We start from the raw sequence: 23158 nt of genomic DNA on the forward strand, positions 1-23158 counted from the left end.
CCATGGGTGCCTATCTCGTCAGGCGGCTCCTGCAGGGCCTCGCGACGATCGCCGCGGTCGTCACGATCGCCTTCGCTCTCGGCAGGCTCAGCGGCAGCCCGGCGGCGCTCCTGCTCACGGAGAACGCCTCCCCCGAGCAGATCGCCGACCTGAACCACCGGCTCGGCTTCGACCTGCCGCTCTGGCAGCAGTACTTCCGCTACGTCGGCGGGCTGCTCACCGGCGACTTCGGGGACTCCTACCGGCAGACCGGCGTCTCGTCGATGCAGCTCGTCCTCGAGCGCCTCCCCGCCTCGCTCTCGCTCGGGGCGGTCGGCCTGCTCCTCGGCCTGGCACTCGCGCTGGTGGCGGGAGTGGTCATCCAGCTCACCCGCTCCCGCCACCTGCGCACGCTCTCGCTGGGGCTCGGCTCGACCCGGCAGGCCGTGCCCGACTTCTTCTTCGGCCTGCTGCTCGTGCTGGTCTTCTCGGTCTGGCTGGGCGTGCTGCCCTCGCTCGGCAACCGCGATCCGCTGGCGATCATCATGCCCGCGCTCACGATCGCGACCGGCCAGTTCGTCCTCTACACGCGCCTGCTCGACAACGCGCTGACCGAGCAGTCGACGCTGGACTACGCCCGCACCGCCTTCGCCCGCGGCGAGAACCGCTTCCGCGTCGTGGTGGGAGAGCTGCTGCCCAACGCGATCCTCCCGGTGCTCACCGTCGCCGGGATCAGCCTCGGATCGTTCCTGGGCGGACTCGTGATCGTCGAGAACGTCTTCGCGTGGCCGGGCATGGGCCAGCTCATGCTCGGCGCTGTCTACTCCCGCGACTTCCCCGTCGTGCAGTCGGGACTCATCGTCGTGGCCCTGCTCTTCATCCTCGCCAACCTGCTCGTGGACGTCGTCCACGGGCTCATCGACCCCCGAGTGAGGCTCGCGTGACCACCACCGAGATCATCCGCACCGGCGCCCTGCGCGCCGGCATCACCACCGCGTTCGCCCGCGGCCGCCGCGTGCCGGCGCTGCAGGCGATCGGAGCCGTCATGGTCGGCGCCGTCCTGCTCTACTCGCTCCTCTACCCGCTCGCTCCGGACTACGACCCGTTCGGGCAGGACCTCTCGACGGTGCTCGCGGCCCCCGGCTCCGGAGCCGTCCACTGGCTCGGCACCGACGCGCTCGGCCGCGACGTCGCCAGCAGGCTCGCCCTCGCCGGCCGGGTCACCCTGGGGATCGTCGTGCTGATCGTGGTGGTCAACAGCCTGGTCGGCATGGCGATCGGCACCTGGTCCGGGTACGTCGGCGGCCGCACCGACAACGTGCTGATGGGTCTCGCCGACATCCAGCTCGCCATGCCCGTCATCCTGGTGCTGATCGCCCTCGCCGCCTCGCTCGGGCCGAGCGTCTGGCTGATGATCGGCGTGCTCGCGGCCACCTACTGGGTCGGCTACGCGCGGGTCGCCCGGAGCACGGCGATGGCCCTGCGCGGTCGGGACTTCGTGCTCGCCCCGCGGATCCAGGGCGCCGGCGGCCTGTGGACGGTCCGGCGGCACATCGTGCCGAACGTCGCGGTCCAGATGATGATCCTCGCCTCCAGCGACATCGGCGCGGTGATGCTGCTCACCTCCTCCTTCGACTTCCTCGGCCTGGGCGTGCAGGCGCCGACCCCGAGCTGGGGCCTGATGATCAGCGAGGGCCAGGACTACGTGCGCCAGGCCCCGCACCTCGCGGTCGTCCCCGGCATCGCGATCTTCCTCACCGTCGCCGGCACCAACCTCCTGAGCCAGCGCTTCACCGCCGAGGGCTCGGCCACCACCGTCCGCCGCACCTCCCGTCGATCCGTGAAGCGGAGCCTCCGATGACCCCCTCCTCCCCCGACGACCGCGCCGTCCTGCTCGAGGTCCGCGGCCTCAGCGTCGGCTACGTGGACGAGCACGGCGACACCGTGACCCTCGTGGACCGCGTCTCCTTCACCCTGCACGAGCGGGAGGTCCTCTGCCTCGTCGGGGAGTCCGGCTCGGGCAAGAGCGTGACCATGCTGGCCGTCCTCGGGCTCCTGCCCGCCGGTCTCGAGGTGCTCGGCGGCTCGGTGCACTACCGGGGGCGCGACGTGCTCAAGATGCCGGAGCCGGAGCTGCGGGATCTCCGCGGCAGGGAGCTCGCGATGGTCTTCCAGGATCCGATGACCGCGCTGAATCCCGTGAAGCGCGTCGGCGGGCAGATCGGCCGCGCCCTCCGCGTGCACGACCGCTCTCTCGGGCGGAGGGAGACGGCGGAGCGCGTCGCCGGTCTCCTCGCGGACGTGGGCGTCCCCGACGCCGCTCAGAGGGCCCGGGCGTATCCGCACCAGTGGTCGGGAGGGATGCGGCAGCGGGCCGTCATCGCGATGGCGATGGCCAACGAGCCCTCGGTCCTCATCGCCGACGAGCCGACCACGGCCCTCGACGTCACCATCCAGGCGCAGATCATGTCGGTCCTCGGGGCCGCCCGCGCGCGGACGGACGCGGCGATGGTGCTGATCACCCACGATCTGGGCCTGGTCGCCGAGGTCGCCGACACCATCTGCATCCTCTACTCGGGGCGGATCGTCGAGACCGCGTCCGTCTGGGACCTCTTCGACCGGCCCGCCCACCCCTACACCGCCGGCCTGCTCGGCAGCCTGCTCTCGGCCGAGCACAGCGGCGACCGCGTCTCCGCGATCCCCGGCTCCCCGCCCTCCCCGCAGAACCGCCCGCGCGGCTGCCCCTTCGCCCCCCGCTGCGAGCTGCCCGCGAAGTCGGAGCTGTGCCTCCAGCTGGAGCCGCTGCTCGAGGACGTCGGGGACGGGCGGTCCGCGGCGTGCCACTTCGCCCGGCAGACCCCCCGCTTCGCCCAGGAGGTCGCCTCGTGAGCGCCCCCGTGCTGAAGGTCGAGGACCTGCACGTGCGCTTCACCCAGCGCACCGGCCTGCGCTCGCGCCGCACGATCGAGGCGGTGAACGGAGTGTCGTTCGAGCTCGCCCGCGGCGAGACGCTGGGACTGGTCGGCGAGTCCGGCTGCGGCAAGTCCACGCTCGTCCGCACGATCTTCGGGCTCAACCCGGTGGCGAGCGGCTCGATCGAGGTCCTCGGCCATCGCCTCGACGCGCTGCCGGCGCGCGAGCGCCGCCGCGTGCAGAACCGGATGCAGCTCGTCTTCCAGGACCCCTACTCGGCTCTGAACCCGCGGCTGACCGCGCACGAGATCGTCGCGGAGCCGCTGCGGATCGCCGGCGGCTACTCCCGCGAGCGCGTCGTGGCGCTGCTGGACGACGTCGGCCTCGGCTCCGACGCGCTCGAGCGCCGACCCGGGCAGTTCTCGGGCGGCCAGCGCCAGCGCATCGGCATCGCCCGCTCCCTCGCGCTCGAGCCCGACGTGCTGGTGCTCGACGAGCCGGTCTCGGCGCTCGACGTCTCGGTGCAGGCGCAGGTCGTCAACCTGCTCAAGGACCTGCAGGAGTCGCGCGGCCTCTCCTACCTCTTCATCGCCCACGACCTCGCCGTCGTCCGCTACCTCTCCGACCGCGTCGCCGTGATGAACCACGGCGAGTTCGTCGAGGTCGGCACCCGCGACCAGGTCTTCGACGCGCCCGCCCATCCGTACACCCGCTCCCTGCTCGACTCGATCCCCCTCTCCGACCCGCGGCAGCGCCCGACCGCGCCCGCCGCCCTCCTCGAAGGAACTCCTCGCTCATGACCAGGAACCGCGCCACCCCCGCCCTCGCCCTCGCGACGCTCGCCCTCTCGATCGCCGCCCTCACCGGCTGCTCCGGAGCGGGGAGCGCGGCCACCGACCGCGACATCGTCATCGGCCAGGTCGCCGAGCCGGAGAGCGCGCCGGACCCGATCATGGACGGGTCGCTGGCGGGCTACAACTACTACTACAACCTCTTCGACCAGCTGACGGTGCTCGACGCGGAGGGCGGGATCCAGCCCTCTCTCGCCACCGCCTGGACGCCCAGCGACGACCTCACCACGTGGACGTTCACCCTCCGCGACGACGCCGTCTTCTCGAACGGAGACCCGGTCACGGCGGGCGACGTGGCCTTCACCTACAGCACGATCCTGGCCTCCCCCGACTCCGACAACCTCGGCTACCTCGGCGTCCTCCAGTCGGTGGAGGCGACCGACGACACCACCGTCGTCTTCACGCTCAACGCGCCGTTCTCGCCCTGGCCCTCGATCACTACCGCGATCTCGATCGTCCCGGAGTCGGTCTACACCGAGCTCGGGTCCGAGGGCTTCGCGGCGGCGCCGGTGGGCAGCGGCCCGTTCCGCTTCGTCAGCTACACCCGTGGCGTGGAGTACGTGATGGAGCGGAACCCGGACTACTGGGGCGAGCAGCCCCAGGTCGAGAGGGCCACCTTCCAGACCGTCGGCGACTCGGACGCGCGACTGAACGGAGTGTCGTCGGGGAGCTTGGACATCGCGCTCATCTCGCCGAACCAGGTCGACTCCGTCTCCGGCAGCGGGGTCGAGGTCGCCTCGCGCACCGCCAACGGCGTCACCTTCCTCGGGATGAACTCCAGCACCGGCGTCCTCGCCGACGAGCGGATCCGGAGGGCGGTGTGGCTCGCGATCGACAAGCAGTCCCTCGTCGACGGCGTCCTCAGCGGACGGGCGGTCGCGAACGACCAGATCGTCGCCCCCGACGTCGCCGGCCACGCCGATCTGCCCGCCACCGAGTACGACCCGGAGGCGGCCCGCGCACTACTCGCCGAGGCCGGCTACTCGGGCGAGCCCGTCCCGCTCGAGTACGCGACCGAGGGCCGCATCCCGCTCTCCTCCGAGATCGCGCAGGCCATCGGCGGCTACCTGGAGGCGGTCGGCATCAGCGTCGAGCTGAAGGGCACCGACCAGGCCAGCCTCTCGAACACGATCTACGGCACCGTCTCGGTGCAGGGCCTCTACCTCAACACCTGGGCGCCCTCGACGATGGACGGCGACATGCCCGCGACGAACCTCTTCGCCGGCGGCCAGAACGACTACGCGAAGTCGCCCGAGCTGGCGGCGCTCGTCGAGAAGCAGCGCACCGTGACGGGCGACGAGCGCGTCGCGGTGTTCGGCGAGCTGGCGCAGGCCAACATCGACTCGGCGTTCATCGACCCGCTGTTCACTCCCGACGCCGACTACGCCGTCGCTCCCGGCCTCGACTGGACGCCGCGCGCGGACGGCGAGTACCTGCTGAGCGACGTCCGCTTCGCCGACTGACACCCTGCCCTGCGGCTCGGCCGGGCGACGGATCCGCGTCGCCCGGCCGAGCCGCACCGCTCCCCCACCCTCGCCACCGGAAGGCCCGCACCATGACGACGACCACCCTCCTCCGCGACGTCCGCCCCTGGGGCGGCCCCGCCTCCGACCTCCTGCTCGACGAGTCGGGCGTCCTCGCCGTCGAGCCGGCCGGTACAGGCGCGGCGGAGGGAGCGGTGGTCGTCGACGGGCGCGGCGGGATCGTCGTGCCGTCCTTCTCGGACGTCCACGTCCACCTCGACTCGACGCGGCTCGGGCTGCCGTTCCGGCCGCGCACCGGCGAGGAGGGGCGGTGGGGCCGCATCATGAACGACCGCGCGCACTGGCGCAGCGCCGAGGCGCCGGTCGCGGAGCGGGCGACCACGACCCTCCGCACGATGATCGAGAAGGGTGCGACCCGGGTGCGCAGCCACGCCCAGGTCGACGCGGACTCCGGGCTCGAGAAGTTCGAGGGCGTGCTCGCCGCCCGCGAGGCGCACCGCGAGCGCGCCGACGTCGAGATCGTCGTCTTCCCCCAGGTCGGCGTCTTCGTCGAGCCGGGCGTCGTCGAGCTGCTCGACGAGGCGCTCTCGCTCGGCGGCGACCTCCTCGGCGGCATCGACCCCTGCGAGATCGACCGCGATCCGGTCCGCCACCTCGACGCGGTCTTCGCCCTCGCCGAGAAGCACGGCGTGGGCCTGGACATCCACCTGCACGAACGGGGCTCTCTGGGCCTGTTCTCGATGGACCTGATCGCCGAGCGGGTCCGCGCCCACGGCCTGCAGGGGCGCGTCTCGATCTCGCACGCCTTCGCCCTCTCCTCGGCGGAGCGCGGCGTCGCGCGGGCGATCGAGACGCTCGCCTCCCTCGACGTGGCCCTGACGACGATCGCGCCGGGCCACGGCGCGGAGCTGCCCCTCCTCGACCTCGTCGCTGCCGGCGTGCGGGTCGGCCTGGGCATGGACGGGCAGCGCGACTACTGGTCGCCGTGGGGCAACGGCGACATGCTCGAGCGCGCCTTCCTGCTCGCGCACGGTCAGGGGTTCGACGACGACGTCGACATCGAGCACGCGCTGGCCGTGGCGTCGTGGGGAGGAGCGAGCGTCATCGACGGCCTGCTCCCGCGGCTCTCCTCGGTCGCGGATCGGCCGGGGCTCGCCGTGGGCGACCCGGCCGACCTGGTAGTGCTGCGCGGCGACACGCCGACGGCGGCCGTGATGGACCGCGACGCGGATCGGCTCGTGCTGCACCGCGGCCGGCTCGTGGCCTCGGGCGGCGCGCTGGTGTGAGGCCGGCGGCGCGGAGCCGGGCGGGGCTCCGCGACCGGATCGTTACCGAAGCGCACCGACGCGCTGTTGCGTCACAAGAATTGTTCACGGTAACATTTCGACGCGGCGCTGCTTCGGCCGGCGCCCACTGCACATCCTGCACTCACCGCACCTCGGGCCGCTAGGCCCGCATTCGAGGCCCTTCGGGGTCCATCATCTCGGGCGCTCTCTTCGCGCCCGCGATCTCAAGGAGGAGATCTATGTCCAAGACGAGGCGTATCGGCCAGTTCCTGGGTTTCGCAGCAGCAGGCGCACTCGCGCTCGGTCTCGCGGGCTGCTCGGGCGGTTCCGGCACCGATTCGGGCTCCGGCTCGAGCGGTGACCTCACCACCGTCGGCTTCGTGGCCGTCGGCCCCGAGGGCGCGTGGCGCCAGGCGAACGAGACCAACATCGAGGACACGTTCACCAAGGACGCCGGCTTCGACCTGAAGTACGCACCCGCCACCAACGGAGACCAGAAGTCGCAGATCGACTCCTTCACCTCCTTCGTGGACGAGGGCGTCGACATCATCCTGCTCTCCGCCACGGAGGGCTCGGGCTGGGAGGACTCGCTCCAGCGCGCCCAGGAGGCCGAGATCCCGGTCATCCTGATCGACCGCGGCATCGAGCCGGACAACACCGACCTCTACGTGACCCGCATCGCGCCCGACAACATCGCGGTCAGCACCTCGGTCGCCGACTGGGCCAAGTCCACCTTCCCCGACGGCGCGAAGTACTTCACGCTCGAGGGCCCCGCGGGCGTCTCGGTCGTCAACGAGCGCAACGAGGGCTGGGACGAGGTCATCGGCGCCGACTCGAAGTTCACCAAGATCGGCGCGCAGACCGCGAACTGGTCCACGGAAGAGGCCAAGAGCGTCTTCGAGACGGTCCTGAAGTCGAACAACAACGACGTCCAGCTCGTCTTCGCCCAGAACGACGAGATGGGCCTCGGCGCCGTCCAGGCCGTCCAGGAGGCCGGCCTCACCCCCGGCACCGACGTCAAGATCGCCACGATCGACGGCACCAAGAACGCCCTGCAGGCGCTGGCCGACGGCGAGCTGAGCTTCGTCGCCGAGTACAACCCGCTCTTCGGCGAGACCGCCCTCGACGCGGTCGAGAAGACCCTGGCCGGCGAGAAGGTCGAGTCCTCGATCGTCGTCCCGAGCGAGACCTTCGACTCGCCCGAGGCCGCCACCACCGCGCTGCCCGACCGCAAGTTCTAGTCGCTCAGCACCACCGGTAGCCGCGCCCGACGCGGCTCCACCCACCCGGAGCGACCGGGGCCGGCCCTCCCGCCGGCCCCGGTCGCTCCGATCCTTCGGCGCACCTGTTCGGCTGCGCCCCGCTCGAGAACGGAACGACGCGACATGACAGGTTCGCCTCCGATCGTCGAGATGAAGAACATCTCGATCAGCTTCCCCGGCGTGAAAGCCCTCGACGGCGTCGACTTCCGCCTGTTCCCGGGCGAGGTCCACACCCTCATGGGTGAGAACGGCGCCGGCAAGTCCACGCTCATCAAGGCCCTCACCGGCGTCTACCGCATCGACAGCGGAGACATCGTGATCGACGGGGAGACCCGTCGCCTGACCGGCACCGCCGACTCGCAGGCCGCGGGCATCTCCACCGTGTACCAGGAGGTCAACCTGGTCACGAACCTCTCCATCGGAGAGAACGTGATGCTCGGCTACGAGGTCCGCGGACCCTTCGGCATCAACTGGAAGGCCACCCACCAGGCCGCGAAGGTCGCGCTCGAGAAGCTCGGCCTCGGCCACCTCAATACGCGCCAGTCGCTCGCCTCGCTCTCGATCGCGATGCAGCAGCTGGTCGCCATCAGCCGCTCGACGGTGAGCGACTCGAAGGTGCTCATCCTCGACGAGCCGACCTCGAGCCTGGACGCGAACGAGGTCGAGAACCTCTTCGTCGTCATCCGCCGCCTCCGCGCGGAGGGCGTCGCGATCCTCTTCGTCTCGCACTTCCTCGACCAGGTCTACGCGATCAGCGACCGCCTGACGGTGCTGCGCAACGGCACCTTCGTCGGCGAGTACCTGACCCACGAGCTCGACCGCACCTCGCTGATCTCGAAGATGATCGGCAAGGACATCGCGGCGCTGCGCTCCCTCGACTCCGAGCGCGAGAGCCAGGACCACCTCTACCGCGACGCCCCGCTCTACACCGCGAAGGGCATCGGCAAGAAGGGCTCCATCGAGAGCACCGACCTGACGCTGCACCGCGGCGAGGTCGTCGGCTTCGCAGGACTCCTCGGCTCCGGCCGCACCGAGCTCGCGCGCCTGATCTACGGCGTCGACAAGCCCGACACCGGCGAGATCACGATGCACGGCAAGAAGATCGACGTCCCGACGCCGACCGCCGGCCTCGCCCACAAGATCGCGTTCTCGAGCGAGAACCGCCGCGACGAGGGCATCATCCGCGACCTCTCGGTCCGCGAGAACCTCATCCTCGGCGTCCAGGCCAAGCGCGGCTGGGCCCGCCCCCTCTCCAAGAAGGAGAAGGACGAGATCGTCGGCAAGTACCTCGTCGAGCTCAACGTGCGCCCCGCCGATCCCGACCGCCCGATCAGCAAGCTCTCCGGCGGCAACCAGCAGAAGGTCCTCCTCGGCCGCTGGCTCGCCACAGCCCCCGAGATCCTCATCCTCGACGAGCCGACCCGCGGCATCGACGTCGGAGCGAAGGCCGAGATCCAGGAGAAGGTCGTCGCCCTCGCCGGCGAAGGCGTCGCCGTGGTCTTCATCTCGTCCGAGCTCGACGAGGTCGTCCGCCTCAGCGACCGCATCATCGTCCTGAAGGACCACCGCGTGATCGCGGAGATCCTCAACGGTCCCTCTGTCACCGCGGAGTCGATCGTCACTACCATCGCCGCAGAGGGAGTCGTCGACGAGGACGTCGTCGTCCTCGAGAGCGCCACGCAGGAGGCCGCATCATGAGCAGCGACACCCGACCCGCCCGGGGATCCGTCCTCGGCGGGATCATCCGCCGCCAGTACTTCTGGGGAGTCGTGGCGATCGCCCTGCTCCTCCTCATCAACGTCGTCAAGGACCCGGGCTACCTGGCCGTCTCGGTCAGCCCGACCACCGGCTACCTCGTGGGCAACGTCATCGACATCGCCCGCGCCTCCGCCCCGATCCTGATGATCGCCGTCGGCATGTGCCTGGTCGTCGCGACCGGGGGCATCGACCTCTCGGTCGGCTCGATCATGGTCGTCGCCGGCGCCGTCTCGATGGAGTTCCTCAACTCCGCGGGAGCGCCCGAGTCGCTCGGCGCCGCAGCGGGAGCCTTCGCGATCGCCCTCCTGGTGGCCGCGGTGCTCGGAGCCGTGAACGGCATCCTCGTCTCGGTGGTGGGCCTCCAGCCCTTCATCAGCACTCTGGTCGTGATGCTCGCGGGCCGAGGCCTGGCGAAGGTCATCACGGGCGGTCAGAACACCGCCGCCACCAACGAGCCCTTCCGCTGGCTCGCGAACGGGTACGTCTTCGGGCTCCCGGTCGTGTTCCTCCTCGCCATCGCCATCGTCGTGGTCGTCGGAGTCCTGGTGCGCCGCAGCGCGCTCGGCCTGATGATCGAGGCCATCGGCATGGACCCGAAGGCGGCCCGCCTGGCGGGCATCAACCGCCGGGGCCTGCTGATGACCGCCTACATCGGCAGCGGCATCCTCGCCGGAGTCGCGGGCGTCTTCGCCACCGCGAGCGTGATGACGGTCGACGTCTCGCGCACCGGCTACCAGCTCGAGCTCGACGCGATCCTCGCGGTCGTCATCGGCGGCACCTCGCTCGCCGGCGGCAAGTTCAACATCACCGGAGCCGCCGTGGGCGCGATCCTGATCGCCACCCTCGACAAGACCGTCGTGTTCCTCGGAGTCTCGTCCTCCGCGACGCCCGCCTTCAAGGCGATCGTCATCGTCGCGCTCTGCCTCCTGCAGTCCGAGCGCGTCCGCTCCGCCTTCAAGTCCCGTCGCGAGGCGCGCCGCAGCGTCCCGCAGAAAGAGGCGATCCCCGCATGAGTGCCGTGATGACCCGCTCCGCCCCTCCGGCGAGCACGAAGCGCACCTCCGGGGCGCGCGGCTGGCTCAGCCAGCACCTCGACAAGCTGCCCACCCTGGCAGCGCTGATCATCTTCTTCGGGATGATCGTCTACGGCGAGGCGGCCTACGGCCGCATCCTGCAGGCGAGCACGATCTCGAACCTGCTGGTCAACAACGCGCACCTGATCATCCTCGCCGTGGGCCTCACCTTCGTGATCCTCACCGGCGGCATCGACCTCTCGGTCGGTGCGGTGATCGCGTTCAGCAGCGTCAGCGGCGTGCTCCTGATCAACGCCGGCTGGAACCCCTGGCTCGTGATGGTCCTGATGGTCGTGATCGGCGGGCTCTTCGGCGTGATCTCGGGAGTGCTGATCCAGTACTTCAACGTCCAGCCGTTCATCGCGACGCTGGCGATGATGTTCCTGGCCCGCGGTCTCGCCTCGATGCTGAGCACCGTCCCGGAGCGCCTCCCCGAGGACTCGCCTGTGCTGAGCCTCGCCGCCCCGATCAAGCTGATCGACGGCCCGAAGGTCAACGACTTCGTCATCAGCCCCGGCGTGATCATCGCGATCCTCGTCGTGGCCGGCGCGTTCTTCGTGCTGCACCGCACCCGCCTGGGCCGCACGGTCTACGCGATGGGCGGCTCCGAGCAGTCGGCGGCTCTGATGGGCCTGCCGGTCGTGCGGACCAAGCTGTTCATCTACATCATCAGCGGCACCCTGGCCGGTCTGGCCGGCGTGGTCTACACGGCCCGCCTCGGCAGCGCGCAGAACATCACCGGCACCGGATGGGAGCTCGACGCCATCGCGGCGACCGTCATCGGCGGCACGCTGCTCACCGGCGGCGTCGGCTTCGTGCTCGGCTCGGTGGTCGGCGCCCTGGTCCTCGGCCTGATGAACGTCCTGATCACCCGAGACGGCGGCATCCCGCCGGAGGCGACCACGATCATCACCGGAGGCATCCTCCTGGTCTTCGTCCTCCTCCAGCGCGCCGTGATGGCCCGCAGCAAGACCTGACCGGGCTCACGCCCGATCACCACCGGCGCCCCCTCGTCCCCGCGGACGAGGGGGCGCCGTCGTGCGCCCGCGGGCGCGGAGGAGGCTCACCTGCCTCGCGCGAGACCGTCCAGGGCCTCCGCGGCGCGATCGGCCGACGCGAAGCCCGACTCCTCGGCCAGCTGCGCGAGGTCGGCGCCGGCCCGCAGCCGGGAGCCGATCCGTCGGCGCAGAGCCCCGGTCCGTCGCAGATCGATCTCGGCGGCGGGCGTCCGGCCCAGGATGGCGAAGGCCGACTCCAGCGCCCGGTCGGACACCCCCAGCGCCCGGGCCAGCTCGCCCGCGGTGAAGCGGTGGTCGCGATGGCGCACCTCGATCACCGCCACCGCGTCCGCGTAGACCCGGGCGGCATCGCGGCGCGGATGCCGCGGAGCGCTGCGCTCGACCACCGCTTCGAGCATCAGCTCGCCCGCCCGCAGCGCGCCGGGCGGAGTGCCGGGCTCCAGGAGGCTGTTGGCGAGGGCACGCAGCGGCGTCCAGACCGGTGCCGGCACCGGCACGACCTCGCCGAGGCGGTCGCGCACCCACGGTCCGCGCCGCGCCGACGCGTCCAGACGCCACACGTAGGCGAGCGTCGATGCGATGAAGTCGACCCGTCCGGACGCCCGCGCGTCGAGGAGGACGACACTGTCCGAGCCGACCTCGAGCCGTCGCCCCTGGTACTCCAGCGACGCTCCGCCCTCGGTGACGAGGACCGCGCGCGGACCCAGCGTGCTGTCGTGGAGCTCGGCACCCGTCGGCTCGAGGCGGACCCCCTGAGGCGCCCACACGCGCATCAGGCGACGTCGAGCCTCCCCCGCGACATCGACCCGCAGCCCCGACGCACCCGCGGCCAGCTCGTTCCAGGCCGCGACGACCCGCTCTCCCTCAGTTCCCGACCGGCCCGTCATCACCCTCCCCGTGGTCCAGACCGGAATCCTCTCCGACGGACGCCCACCCGCCGTGGATATGAGCCTTCTCACAGGAGCGCTCACCCGGTGGTTCGCCCAGCGGCCGAACGGAGTCCCGGCGACGGGGACACGACGGGGCACACGCCCGGCGCACGCCCGGTCCTCACGGCCTGCTGTCCAGCCCGCACAGCGCCTGCTGCGCGGACTCGATCGAGGCGAAGCCCGACTCCTCCGCCTCGCGCACGAACTCGGCCGGGTTCCGCGGTCGGCCTCCGATCCGATGGCGCAGCTCTCCGGCTCGGCGCCGGTCGAGCTCCTCGCGGACCGTGCGCCCCAGGAACGAGAACGCCCGCGCGAGGGACCGCTCGGACACGAGCATCTCGCGGGCCAGGATCCGAGCGGTGAAGGCGGGGTCGCCGTACCGGTCCTCGATCAGCGCCATCGCCTCTCCGTAGACGTGGCCACCGCCGCGACGGGTCCGCGGCGCCGCGTTCTCGACGACTGATCGCAGAAGGATCTCGCCCGCCCGGGCGACCGCCGGCTGCTCGGAGAGGGCCGGGTCGCCGTCGATGACGCCGTTCGTCAGAGCGCGTGCGGGCGCCCAGAGCGCGGGCTCGACCGGCAGCACCTCGCCGAGCCGCTCCCTGATCCACCGGCTCCCGAGGACCCGGTCGTCGAACGCCCAGCTGTAGGTCACGCTGGGCCCGGGGAAGAGGAACTGCGTCTGCGGCTCGGCCTCGAGGATCACCATCTGGTTCCGGGAGGCCTCGAGCACCCGTCCCTCCTGCCGGACGACGCCGCCACCCTCGACGATCAGCATCAGGTGGACGCCGGACGCCGGACGGGACTCCGGCGCGGCCGCCGGGTCGAGGCGGCACCCGAGCGGCGCCCAGACCCTCGAGACTCCGTTCCCGGGCGCGCCCGCTCCCTCGATCCGTACGCCGGGAGCACCTGCTCCCGCGTTGTTCCACCGCTCGTGCATGTACTCGTACATCGCCGCCGTCGATGCCATCCGGCTCTCCCTCCCCCTGTAGGCGTCCGATCCGCGAGCACTCGTCGCGGGGATCGGCCTCTTCGCAGGAGCATTCGCAGCTCCGCGGGACGCCGATTGTCACGGGATCGATGACATCACGCTCCCCCGGCGCCACCGGCCGCTCCGGAGACTCCCCGACGACGAAGAGATGTCGACGATTTCCCTGATCAGATCGCCGATCCCTTCTTCGTACCCTCACTCGACGACCCGGCGCGGCGTCACTTCCGCCTCAGGCCGGCGCCACTTCCTCCTCACCTGTCCTCCGTCACTTGGCCGGGTCGAGGAGCCGACGGAAGACTCCCCAGCGGCACGACGACCGCCGTGTCCGCCGGCGGGCCGAGCGAGGGACGACCGTCTCCCGCTCGGCCCGCAGGCGAGAAGAGATCCCGAGGAGCTTCACTGTGACTTCCGACACCACCCCTGCTGGACAGGGTCCGCTGAGCCGACGCACCGTCGTCGCCGGCGCCACCTGGTCCCTGCCCGTGATCGCCGCAGCGACGGCCACCCCGGCCGCTGCGGCCTCGACCACTCAGACCCTCGCCTTCGGCCCGGTGCCGGCGAACAGCATCGCCTGCACGGCGACCACGGCACCGATCACGATGACGCTCACCGGCGGCACCGTCTCCGGCGTCCCCGTGCAGGTCTCGCTCCCGGCCGGCTTCCGGTTCCGCTCGGGCGCGACCGGCACGTACGTGACCGACGGGAGCGGAGTCGCCACCATCCCGGCCGGCGACGTCATCGTCGGCCCCTCGGCCGGCACCGCCTCCGCTGCCGCCGGCTCGGCGCAGGCCAGCACCTCGCTCCCGGTCCGGCAGACCGGCGTGCTGGAGTACGGAAGGGTACCCGACCCGATCCAGGACAACTCGGGCTGGGTGCACACCTATTCGCAGGGCGAGGACGGCAACGTCTCCATCAAGGCGAACGGCGACGTCTGGCAGTACACCAGGGCCGACGGCTGGAAGAAGCTCGGGACGGGTGCGTCCACCGAGCCGAGCGCCGCGGGCCTGGCGAGCCAGTCGGCGGACGGGAAGTACTACGCCCACTGGATCAAGGGCGGAGTCCTGCAGTACTCCACCGGTCTGGCCTCGGTCATGAACAACTCCGGCTTCGTCCGCACGTACGGCCAGGGCGCCGACGGGAACGTCTCCGTGAAGTCGAACGGTGACATCTACAGCTTCACCCTCGTCAACGGAAACGGCATCAAGGTGTGGGCCATGATCGGCACCGGCGCCAGCACCGAGCCGAGCGCGGCGGGCCTCAGCAAGACTGCGGCAGGTGTCATCGATGTGGTCTGGATCAAGAACGGGGTCGTCCAGCTCGGCAAGGGTGCAGCAGCCACCCTGCCGAACAACTCCCAGTTCCTCCGGGTCTACGGTCTGGGTTCGCGAGGCGCCGCCGCCGTGAAGTCGAACGGCGAGCTCTGGCAGTACGACCCCGACAAGAATGTGTGGAACCAGGTCGGGACGGGCGCCGACACCGGACCGAGCACGGTCGGGCTGACGCAGCAGCAGAACGGCGACTCCTTCCTCCACTGGATCAAGAACGGCGTCCTGCAGTACGGCAGCGAGCTCGCGACCGTCAGGGAGAACTCCGGGTTCGTCCACACGTACGGCTTCGTGGCCGATGGGGCAGTCGCGGTGAAGTCCAACGGCGACGTCTGGCACTACGTCCTGGCGACGGGCGCGTGGAACAGGGTCGGCACCGGTGCCAGCACCGAGCCCAATACCGCCGGGGTCACCAGGAAGGCCGACGGCACTCTCGCCGCCCACTGGATCAAGACGACGACCGCCTGCGCCTGACCGGCTCCCGACGGCCCTCCACGCCCGAGTCCTACCGGGCATCGGTCGAGGAGGGCCGTCACTGCTCCTCCCGCCCGGGTCCGAGCGCCACCTCCTCGGAGGAACGCGCCGTCCCCTGCCCGCGCCTTCTCCTCCCGACTTAGCGTGGACCCCGCCCGCGCACCCCGTCCCCGCTGTGAAGGAGCCCGGTGACCGCCTCCGAGCAGCCGGCCGCCACGAGCGGCCTCGTCGAGTCGCTGCACCTGAGCGGTCCCCGAGCCCACGCCTGGCTGAGGAGCGTCGGCTGGGCGTCCGAGCAGAGCGCGCCTCCCCTGCAGGTCGCGGGCGACGTGCTCGCGATCGACGGCTTCCGGCTGAGCCGCCTCTGGCACACGCCCGGGACCCTCCTGACGGACCGACCCGCCCGCCCCGAGGACCGGGCCGCCGTCGACCTCGTCGTGCCGGTCGCCGGAGAGGTCCGGATCGAGGGCCACCGCGCCGCCGTGCGCGTGAGGCCCGGCGGGTTCGCACTGCTCCGCAGCGACGACGGCATGCGGATCGGCGCGGACGAGGACTCGGCCTGGCTGGCCCTGCGGACGCCCTGGCAGCGCCTCGGGCTCACCGGCGCCCCCGCCGGGGAGGAGCCCCACGAGCATCCCGCCGCCGACGGCTACAGCGGAGCCTTCGTCTCACTGGTCAACGCGACCCTGAACGCGGCCTTCTCGCCGGAGGACCCCGGACTCCCCGAGCTGCGCCGCGCACTCGAGGCGACGGCCGCCGCCCTCGTGAAGCAGAGTCTGCGCACAGAGCATCCGCAGGGCGGACTCGCCGCCCTGTTCCTGCGGGCGACCGCTCTCATCGACGCCGAGGCGGGCGACTCGGGCTTCACGGCTGTCGAACTGGCGACGAGGCTCGGGGTCTCCCGGGCGACCCTCGACCGCGCGTTCCGCCGGAGCGGGACCACCGTGGCCGCCTCCCTCCGCGACCGGCGCGTGTTCCTCGCCACGTCGCTGCTGGCCGCCCACCCCTCCTCCTCACCCGCGGCCCGAGCCGCCGTCGCGAGGCAGGCGGGCTTCCCGACCCTGCGGTCCATGGACCGCACCCTGGGCCGCGCGCGCGTTCTGCCCCGCGACTGACCCTCCCGAAGGACGCGGCCGGTACCGCTCTGCGGACGCACGCGCGTCGAACCGGTTCTACCCTTCGCCGGGAGTGTCGCAGAATTGATCCGGTTAGGCTCTTCACGTTGACGTCACCATAGTGTTACCGTGAACATTGCCGCGTACGAAGCCGGCACACTCCCTCCCCTCAGCAATGGTGCCGACCCTGGAGCAAAGCGCGATGAAGCCTTTCCTGCGACCACTCGTCCTCGTGACGGCCGTGGCCCTCACCGTCCCTCTTCTGACGGCCCAGTCGGCGAGCGCCGCTCCGTCCGACAGTCTCGTCCTGCGCTATGCGCTCGACGAGACGAGCGGCACGACCGTCGCCGACAGCTCGGGCAAGGGCCGCACCGGCACGCTCGTCAACGGAGCCGCTCCTCGTGGAGCCGCGGGCGTCGTGCTCGACGGGACCGACGACTACGTCAAGCTGCCCGACAACCTCCTCGCGGGGTTGAACTCGATCACGGTCAGCACCGAGGTCCTGGTCAACGCGAACCAGGGCACGCCCTACTTCATCTGGGGCCTCGGCAACACGACGAACGGCGCCGGGAACGGCTACCTCTACACGACGGGCAACGGCTACAAGGCCTCGATCGCCACCGGCAACTGGACCACCGAGCAGACCGTCAACTCCAACGCGGACCTCGCGCGCAGCGTCTGGAAGACCCTCACCTACACGCTCGACGACGCGAGCGACACCGCCCGCCTCTACCTCGACGGCACCCAGGTCGCACAGCAGACCGGAGTGACCATCACTCCCGCCGCGATCGGCAACGGCACCACCACCGCGAACGCGATCGGCCGCTCCGTCTACACCGCCGACAAGACCCTCGCCGGTTCGGTCCGCGACTTCCGCGTCTACAGCACCGCGCTCAGCGCGGCCGACGTCGCGACCCTCCAGGCCACGGACAGCACCCGCGTCTCCCGCGACTCCGCCGCCCTGAACCTCGGCGACCTCTCCTCGGTGCAGGCGAACCTCGCGCTGCCCACCAGCGGCCCGAACGGCTCCGCGATCACGTGGAGCTCCAGCAACCCCGCGGTCGTCTCGACGAGCGGAGTCGTCACGCCGCCGGCGACCGGCGTCGCCTCGGTCACCCTGACCGCCACGAGCACCCGCGGCTCGGCCTCGACCACCCGCACCTTCACCGCCACCGTGCCCGCGAAGGACGTGAACGCCGACGCCCAGAAGGCGCTCGACGCTCTCTCGATCGTCAACGCCGGCGACGTCCGCGGCAACGTCACGCTGCCCGCGAAGGCCGGCTCCTACGACGTCGCCTGGTCCTCCTCGAACACGGCCGTGCTCAGCACGACCGGCGTCGTGAAGCGCCAGTCCGCTGCCACGCCCGTCACGCTCACCGCCACGATCGCCGGCACGACCGCGACCCGGCAGCTGCCCGTCACGGTGAGCGCGGCTCCCGCGAACCTCGACACCGAGTACGACGCGGGCTACCTCTGGACCCACTTCGCCTCGACCGACTACGAGAAGATCTACTTCGGCTCCAGCACCGACGGCCTGCACTGGTCGAAGCTCAACAACGACAAGGCCGTGCTCGCCAACCTCGGCGGCACGCTCGGCGTCCGCGACCCGCACCTCGTGCGCTCCCCCACCGGCGACGAGTACTGGATCATCGGCACCGACCTGCACGCCGAGGGCACCGCTCCCGGCGGCACCTGGGACCAGACCAACGCGAGCAAGAACCTCGTCGTCTGGCGCTCGACGGACCTCGTGAACTGGAGCGATCAGAGCATCGTCTTCGCCGGTTTCCCCGACGCGGGCAACGTCTGGGCTCCCGAGGCGATCTGGGACGACGCGACCGGCCAGTACTACGTCTACTGGGCCGCCCGCGACAAGACGCTGACCGGCGGAGCCTCCGCCCAGCGCGTCTACGTCTCGACCACGCGCGACTTCGTCAGCTTCTCCACCCCGAAGGTCTGGCTGGACGAGAACCCCGCCGCCGGCGGCGGGAGCCGCGGCAGCATCATCGACACGACCATCGCGAAGGAGGGGGACACGTACTACCGCTTCTCCACCGCCGACTGGCGCACGGTCGTCGACAAGGCCCCGAGCCTCGCCGGCCCGTGGACCCGCGTGATCGGCTTCGGCGAGGAGAAGTCCCGCGGCCTCTCCGACCACCTCGAGGGCCTCACCGTCTACCAGCTGCCCGACGGCCGCTGGGTCGTGATGGGCGACTCGTTCGGCTACTCCGCCTACGTCACCGACACCCTCGCGGACATGCGGTTCACGGCGCTTCCCGTCGGCACCACCGGCGCGAACACGTACTCGTTCTCGAAGCCCTTCCGCCACGGCTCGGTGCTCCGCCTCTCGAGCGCCGAGGAGGCGCGCCTGACGGCCGCCTACGGCACCAGCAGCACCGGCCCCGCCGCGAAGCCGGTCAACGCGGCAGGCGAGATCCTCCGCTACACCTTCGACGGCGGCTCGGGCACCACGGTGCGCGACAGCTCGGGCAACAACCAGAACGGCACGCTGCCCTCGGGCGGCACCTGGAAGGACGGCGCCCTGCAGCTCGACGGCACCGACGACTACGTCAAGCTGCCGAACGACCTGCTCGCCGGAGTGACGGACCTCACCATCCAGTCCGACGTCTGGATCGACCCCGCGCAGGGCGGCAACTACTTCCTCTACGGCCTGGGCAACACCACGAACGGCGCCGGCGACGGCTACCTCTTCACCTCGGGCAACAACTACCGCACCAGCATCGCGACCGGGAACTACACCACCGAGCAGACCGTCGCCGGCGGCTCGGCCCTCCCCCGCGGCACCTGGGCGCACCTGACGTACACGCTCTCCGGCACCACCGGCACGATCTACCTCGACGGAGTGAAGGTCGCCAGCGGCACCGTCACGACCGACCCGAAGGACATCGGCGGAGGCTCCACCTCGGCGAACTACATCGGACGCTCGAACTACGACGCGGACAACCGCTTCCGCGGCCAGATCCGCGAGTTCTCGGTCTACAACCGGGCGCTCAGCGCCTCCGAGGTGCTCGCCGCCTCCGGCAACACGTCGGCCCTGGTCGACCTGTCGCTCAGCGGAGACGTCCTGAAGACGGCCCCGATCGTCGACTCGGCGAGCCGGACGGTGACCTTCCCGGTGAAGCCGGGGACCGATCTGACGAAGCTGACCCCGACCTTCTCCACCGCGGCGGGAGTCACGGCGAGCCCCGCCTCCGGCACCGTCCGCGACCTCTCCACCCCGCAGACGGTCGTGCTCACGCCCGCCACCGGCGGCACCGCGACCACCTGGACCCTGAAGGCCGTCGTCGTGAAGTCCCCCGTCCTGGCCGGCCTGAACGCGGACCCGAACATCGCGGTCTTCGGCGACACCTACTACCTGTACGCCACCTCGGACGGCTTCGCCGGCTGGGGCGGGAAGACCTTCTACGCCTGGTCCTCGAAGAACCTCGTCGACTGGACCCGCTCGGAGCAGCCCTTCCTCACCCTCGACGGCGCGAACGGCAACGTGCCGTGGGCGACCGGCAACGCCTGGGCGCCGACGATCACCGAGAAGAACGGGAAGTACTACTTCTACTTCTCCGGAGAGAACTCCTCGCTGAACCGCAAGACGATCGGAGTCGCGGTCGCGGACAGCCCGATGGGCCCGTTCACGGCGCAGCCGACCGCGATGATCACCAACGGCGAGTCCGTGCGGTCCGGTCAGGCGATCGACCCGGCCGCGTTCACCGATCCGAAGACCGGGAAGAGCTACCTCTTCTGGGGCAACGGCGACCCGCTCTACGGCGAGCTGTCCGACGACATGGTCTCGATCAAGCCCGGGACCATCAAGAAGATCAGCGGTCTGACCGACTTCCGCGAGGGCGCGTTCCTGAACTACCGCGACGGTCTGTACCACATGACCTACTCGATCGACGACACCGGCTCCGAGAACTACAGGGTCGGCTACGCCACCGCGACGAGCGTCGACGGACCGTGGACGTACCGCGGCGTGATCCTCGAGAAGGACCCGTCGCAGGGCATCCTCGCCACGGGCCACAACTCGATCGTCAATGTGCCCGGCACGGACGACTGGTACATCGCGTACCACCGCTTCGCCATCCCCGGCGGAGACGGCCAGCACCGCGAGACCACCATCGACAGGGTCTTCTTCGACCCGGCCACCGGCCTGATGAAGAAGGTCGTGCCGACCCTCACGAGCGTGGCGCCGCAGACGGTCGTCGACACCGCACCGCTCGCGGCCTCGATCTCGGGGAAGGCGACCGTGGGCAGCACGCTGACCGCCTCCGCCTCCTCCCCGTGGACCGCGACCGGCTTCCAGTGGAAGCGCGGCGGCACCGCGATCAGCGGCGCGACGGCGTCGAGCTACACGCTCACCGCCGCCGACCGCGGAGCGACGATCTCGGTGGCCGTGACCGCCGCGAAGCCGCAGTGGACGCCGGCGACGGCCTCCGCCTCCGTCGGTCCCGTGACCGACTCGGCACCCGCGATCGCCGTGACCACGACCGCCACGACGCGCTGCGTCGCCGGGAAGATCGTCGTCACCGCGACCGCCACGAACCCGAACGCCTTCGCCGCGAAGATCGTGATCGGCACGACGTGGGGCTCCAAGAGCTTCGCCGACGTCGCTCCCGGCGCCACCGTCTCGGCCGCCTTCACCACCCGGGCGACCAGCGTGACCGACGGATCCGCGACCGCCACGGCGACCGCGTTCATCGCCGGGAAGCCGGCCACGGCCTCCACGACCGCCCCCTACTCCGCGGCAAGCTGCAGCTGACCCGCGGGCATCGACCCACCCCCACTGAGATCGAGCCGGCGACGACGCCGGCCGAAGAACGGAGAACACCCGACATGAACACCCGATCCCTTCTGATCCGCGGAGCCGCCGGACTGGCCGGAGGCGTCCTCCTGCTCGGAGTCGCCGGAACGGCTTTCGCCGCCGAGGCCAACTACGGCAACGACGACGTCGACGTCAACGTCAACATCGCCGACCTGCCCGGGACCGGTGCCCTCTCGATGACCGTCGCCGCGGACTCGACGACGCTCACCGAGGCCGGCTCGGACAACGTCCGCCGCCAGTTCACCGGCACCCTGCCCACCGTCACGGTCACCGACACCCGTGACGCCGCGGACGTCTCCCCCGACTCCGCGTGGTACGTCATCGGCACGGCGAGCGACTTCACGTCGGCCGACGGCTCGACCATCGGCGCCGAGAACCTGGGCTGGACCCCGGACCTGGTCGACGGTGGAGACCTCGGCGAGGTCGCCGCGGGCGACGAGGTCGGCACCGTCATCGACGGCGGCGTCAACGGCGTCGGCCTGAAGGGCAAGGAGCTGCTCGCGATCGTCGCCAGCAACTCCCAGCAGGTCAACCCCGAGGGCTCCTGGAGCGCCGACGCCGACCTCTTCCTCCGCACCCCCGTGAACGTGGACGCCGGCGCGTACTCGTCCACCATCACCCTGTCGCTCTTCGAGTGACCCGTCGCGGCCGGGGACGCACTCCCTCGGCCGCGATCCCATCACGGCCGACGCGGCCGGGCCCGCCCGCCCGGCCGCGTCGTGCTTCCCCCGTGCGACCATGAGGTTCTGATGACTGCTCCGCGCCGCTCCGCCGCTCCCCGCCGCCCGCTCCTCCCCGCGCTGCTCGCGCTGGTCGTCGCCCTCCTCGGCGTGGGCGCCGCCCCGCTGGCCGTCGCAGCCGACGGCGCGATCACCTGGGCGGTCAGCCCCTCCACCGACGGCGTGCCCGACAAGCGCGCGTGGGTCGAACTCGAGCTCGCCCCCGGCGCGAGCGCCTCGGACGAGGCGGTCGTGCGGAACCTCAGCGACCAGCCCGTGACCTTCAGCATCACCAGCGCCGACGGCTACTTCACCGATACCGGCCGCTTCAACATGCTCAACTCCGACCAGGAGTCGGTCGACGCCGGACTGTGGATCTCCGCCCCCGAGACCGTGACCGTCGATCCGGGCGGCAGCGGCGTGGTGCCGTTCACCGTGACGGTCCCCGACAACGCCACCCCCGGCGACCACGCCGCCGGCATCGCCGCCTCCGTCCTCTCGCAGGGCACCGAGGCGGGAGGCGCGAACGTCGGAGTGGAGAGCCGCATCGGCTTCCGCGTGATGACCCGCGTGACCGGCGAGGTGACCCCCTCCTTCTCCGTCGAGGACCTGGCCAGCGACTACCGCCTCTCCTGGAACCCGTTCCAGCCGGGCTCCCTCTCGCTCGTCGCCGACGTGGTGAACACCGGCAACGTGCGCCTCCTGCTCGACGGCACGGCGAGCGCTCAGGGCGCCACCGCCCCCGTCGTCGCGGCCGACGCCCCCCAGCAGGAGCTGCTGCCCGGCGACCGGCGCAGCGTCTCGGTGCAGCTCGACGGCATCTGGCCCCTCTTCGGAGTCGGCGCCGATCTGACCATCGCGCCGACCGTCGCCGCGGCCGATCAGGAGCCGGTGTCCGCCGCTCCCGTGACCCAGTCGATCACCGTCGCGGCCGTGCCGGTCCCGCAGCTGCTCGTGCTGCTGGGCGTGGCCCTGATCCTGGCGGCGCTGCTCGCCGGCCGCTCACGGTCGCGCCGCCGCGTCGCCGCCCTGGTCCAGCAGGCCAAGGAGGAGGGCGCCGAGGGTCGCGATGAGCGCGATGAGGCCGAGACGCCGAGTCGGCGCCTCCAGGGAGGTGGTGGTCATCCGCTCACTCTGGCGTATGCC

The 23158-nt window shown here is 71.2% G+C and carries 17 protein-coding genes; 15 read left to right on the forward strand and 2 right to left on the reverse strand.

Features of this window, described 5'->3' with window-relative positions; translation table 11 throughout:
- Window positions 1-2 precede the first annotated feature (2 nt).
- The 10 genes from C5D44_RS05420 (at window position 3) to C5D44_RS05470 (ending at window position 11583) form a co-directional block, all read left to right on the forward strand.
- Window positions 3-923, forward strand: a complete 921-nt coding sequence (locus C5D44_RS05420) for an ABC transporter permease (RefSeq protein WP_104281081.1) — start codon at window positions 3-5, stop codon at window positions 921-923.
- Window positions 920-1840 (forward strand): ABC transporter permease, encoded by a 921-nt coding sequence (locus C5D44_RS05425; RefSeq protein WP_104281082.1) that lies wholly within the window; start codon window positions 920-922, stop codon window positions 1838-1840. The genes C5D44_RS05420 and C5D44_RS05425 overlap by 4 nt, the downstream gene beginning before the upstream one ends.
- Window positions 1837-2868, forward strand: coding sequence for an ABC transporter ATP-binding protein (locus C5D44_RS05430; protein WP_104281083.1), 1032 nt, complete (start codon window positions 1837-1839; stop codon window positions 2866-2868). The genes C5D44_RS05425 and C5D44_RS05430 overlap by 4 nt, the downstream gene beginning before the upstream one ends.
- Window positions 2865-3692: an ATP-binding cassette domain-containing protein gene (locus tag C5D44_RS17930; protein ID WP_181118453.1), complete on the forward strand. Its 828-nt coding sequence runs from the start codon at window positions 2865-2867 to the stop codon at window positions 3690-3692. Before C5D44_RS05430 ends, C5D44_RS17930 begins: the two co-directional genes overlap by 4 nt.
- Entirely contained in the window at window positions 3689-5206 is a 1518-nt protein-coding gene (locus C5D44_RS05445; protein ID WP_104281084.1) for an ABC transporter substrate-binding protein, read from the forward strand. Before C5D44_RS17930 ends, C5D44_RS05445 begins: the two co-directional genes overlap by 4 nt.
- 92 nt (window positions 5207-5298) lie before the next feature.
- Window positions 5299-6513: an amidohydrolase family protein gene (locus C5D44_RS05450; protein WP_104281085.1), complete on the forward strand. Its 1215-nt coding sequence runs from the start codon at window positions 5299-5301 to the stop codon at window positions 6511-6513.
- A gap of 239 nt (window positions 6514-6752) precedes the next feature.
- Window positions 6753-7754, forward strand: coding sequence for an ABC transporter substrate-binding protein (locus C5D44_RS05455; RefSeq protein ID WP_104281086.1), 1002 nt, complete (start codon window positions 6753-6755; stop codon window positions 7752-7754).
- A gap of 144 nt (window positions 7755-7898) precedes the next feature.
- Window positions 7899-9473, forward strand: a complete 1575-nt coding sequence (locus C5D44_RS05460) for a sugar ABC transporter ATP-binding protein (protein ID WP_104275955.1) — start codon at window positions 7899-7901, stop codon at window positions 9471-9473.
- Entirely contained in the window at window positions 9470-10546 is a 1077-nt protein-coding gene (locus tag C5D44_RS05465; RefSeq protein ID WP_104275956.1) for an ABC transporter permease, read from the forward strand. Before C5D44_RS05460 ends, C5D44_RS05465 begins: the two co-directional genes overlap by 4 nt.
- Window positions 10543-11583: a sugar ABC transporter permease gene (locus C5D44_RS05470; RefSeq protein WP_104275957.1), complete on the forward strand. Its 1041-nt coding sequence runs from the start codon at window positions 10543-10545 to the stop codon at window positions 11581-11583. The genes C5D44_RS05465 and C5D44_RS05470 overlap by 4 nt, the downstream gene beginning before the upstream one ends.
- 86 nt (window positions 11584-11669) lie before the next feature.
- Here C5D44_RS05470 and C5D44_RS05475 read toward each other — a convergent pair whose 3' ends face one another.
- Together C5D44_RS05475 and C5D44_RS05480 are read right to left on the reverse strand one after the other, a co-directional pair.
- Entirely contained in the window at window positions 11670-12512 is an 843-nt protein-coding gene (locus C5D44_RS05475; RefSeq protein ID WP_104281087.1) for an AraC family transcriptional regulator, read from the reverse strand.
- Between the two features lie 163 nt (window positions 12513-12675).
- Window positions 12676-13524, reverse strand: coding sequence for a hypothetical protein (locus C5D44_RS05480; protein ID WP_104281088.1), 849 nt, complete (start codon window positions 13522-13524; stop codon window positions 12676-12678).
- Between the two features lie 422 nt (window positions 13525-13946).
- Here C5D44_RS05480 and C5D44_RS05485 point away from each other — a divergent pair, with 422 nt between their 5' ends.
- The 5 genes from C5D44_RS05485 to C5D44_RS05505 form a co-directional block, all read left to right on the forward strand.
- On the forward strand, window positions 13947-15344 hold the full coding sequence (locus C5D44_RS05485) for a hypothetical protein (RefSeq protein ID WP_104281089.1): 1398 nt from the start codon (window positions 13947-13949) through the stop codon (window positions 15342-15344).
- Between the two features lie 188 nt (window positions 15345-15532).
- A complete protein-coding gene (locus C5D44_RS05490) occupies window positions 15533-16459 on the forward strand; it encodes an AraC family transcriptional regulator (protein ID WP_104275961.1) in 927 nt (308 codons plus the stop codon).
- A 202-nt stretch (window positions 16460-16661) separates the two neighbouring features.
- Window positions 16662-21230 (forward strand): family 43 glycosylhydrolase, encoded by a 4569-nt coding sequence (locus C5D44_RS05495; protein ID WP_181118454.1) that lies wholly within the window; start codon window positions 16662-16664, stop codon window positions 21228-21230.
- Between the two features lie 74 nt (window positions 21231-21304).
- Window positions 21305-21931 (forward strand): hypothetical protein, encoded by a 627-nt coding sequence (locus C5D44_RS05500; RefSeq protein WP_104275963.1) that lies wholly within the window; start codon window positions 21305-21307, stop codon window positions 21929-21931.
- A 111-nt stretch (window positions 21932-22042) separates the two neighbouring features.
- Window positions 22043-23158, forward strand: a 1116-nt coding sequence (locus C5D44_RS05505) for a WxL protein peptidoglycan domain-containing protein (protein ID WP_104281091.1), incomplete at its 3' end; no start/stop codon positions are given.

Source organism: Rathayibacter sp. AY1B5 (assembly GCF_002932795.1).
Taxonomy (GTDB): Bacteria; Actinomycetota; Actinomycetes; order Actinomycetales; family Microbacteriaceae; genus Rathayibacter.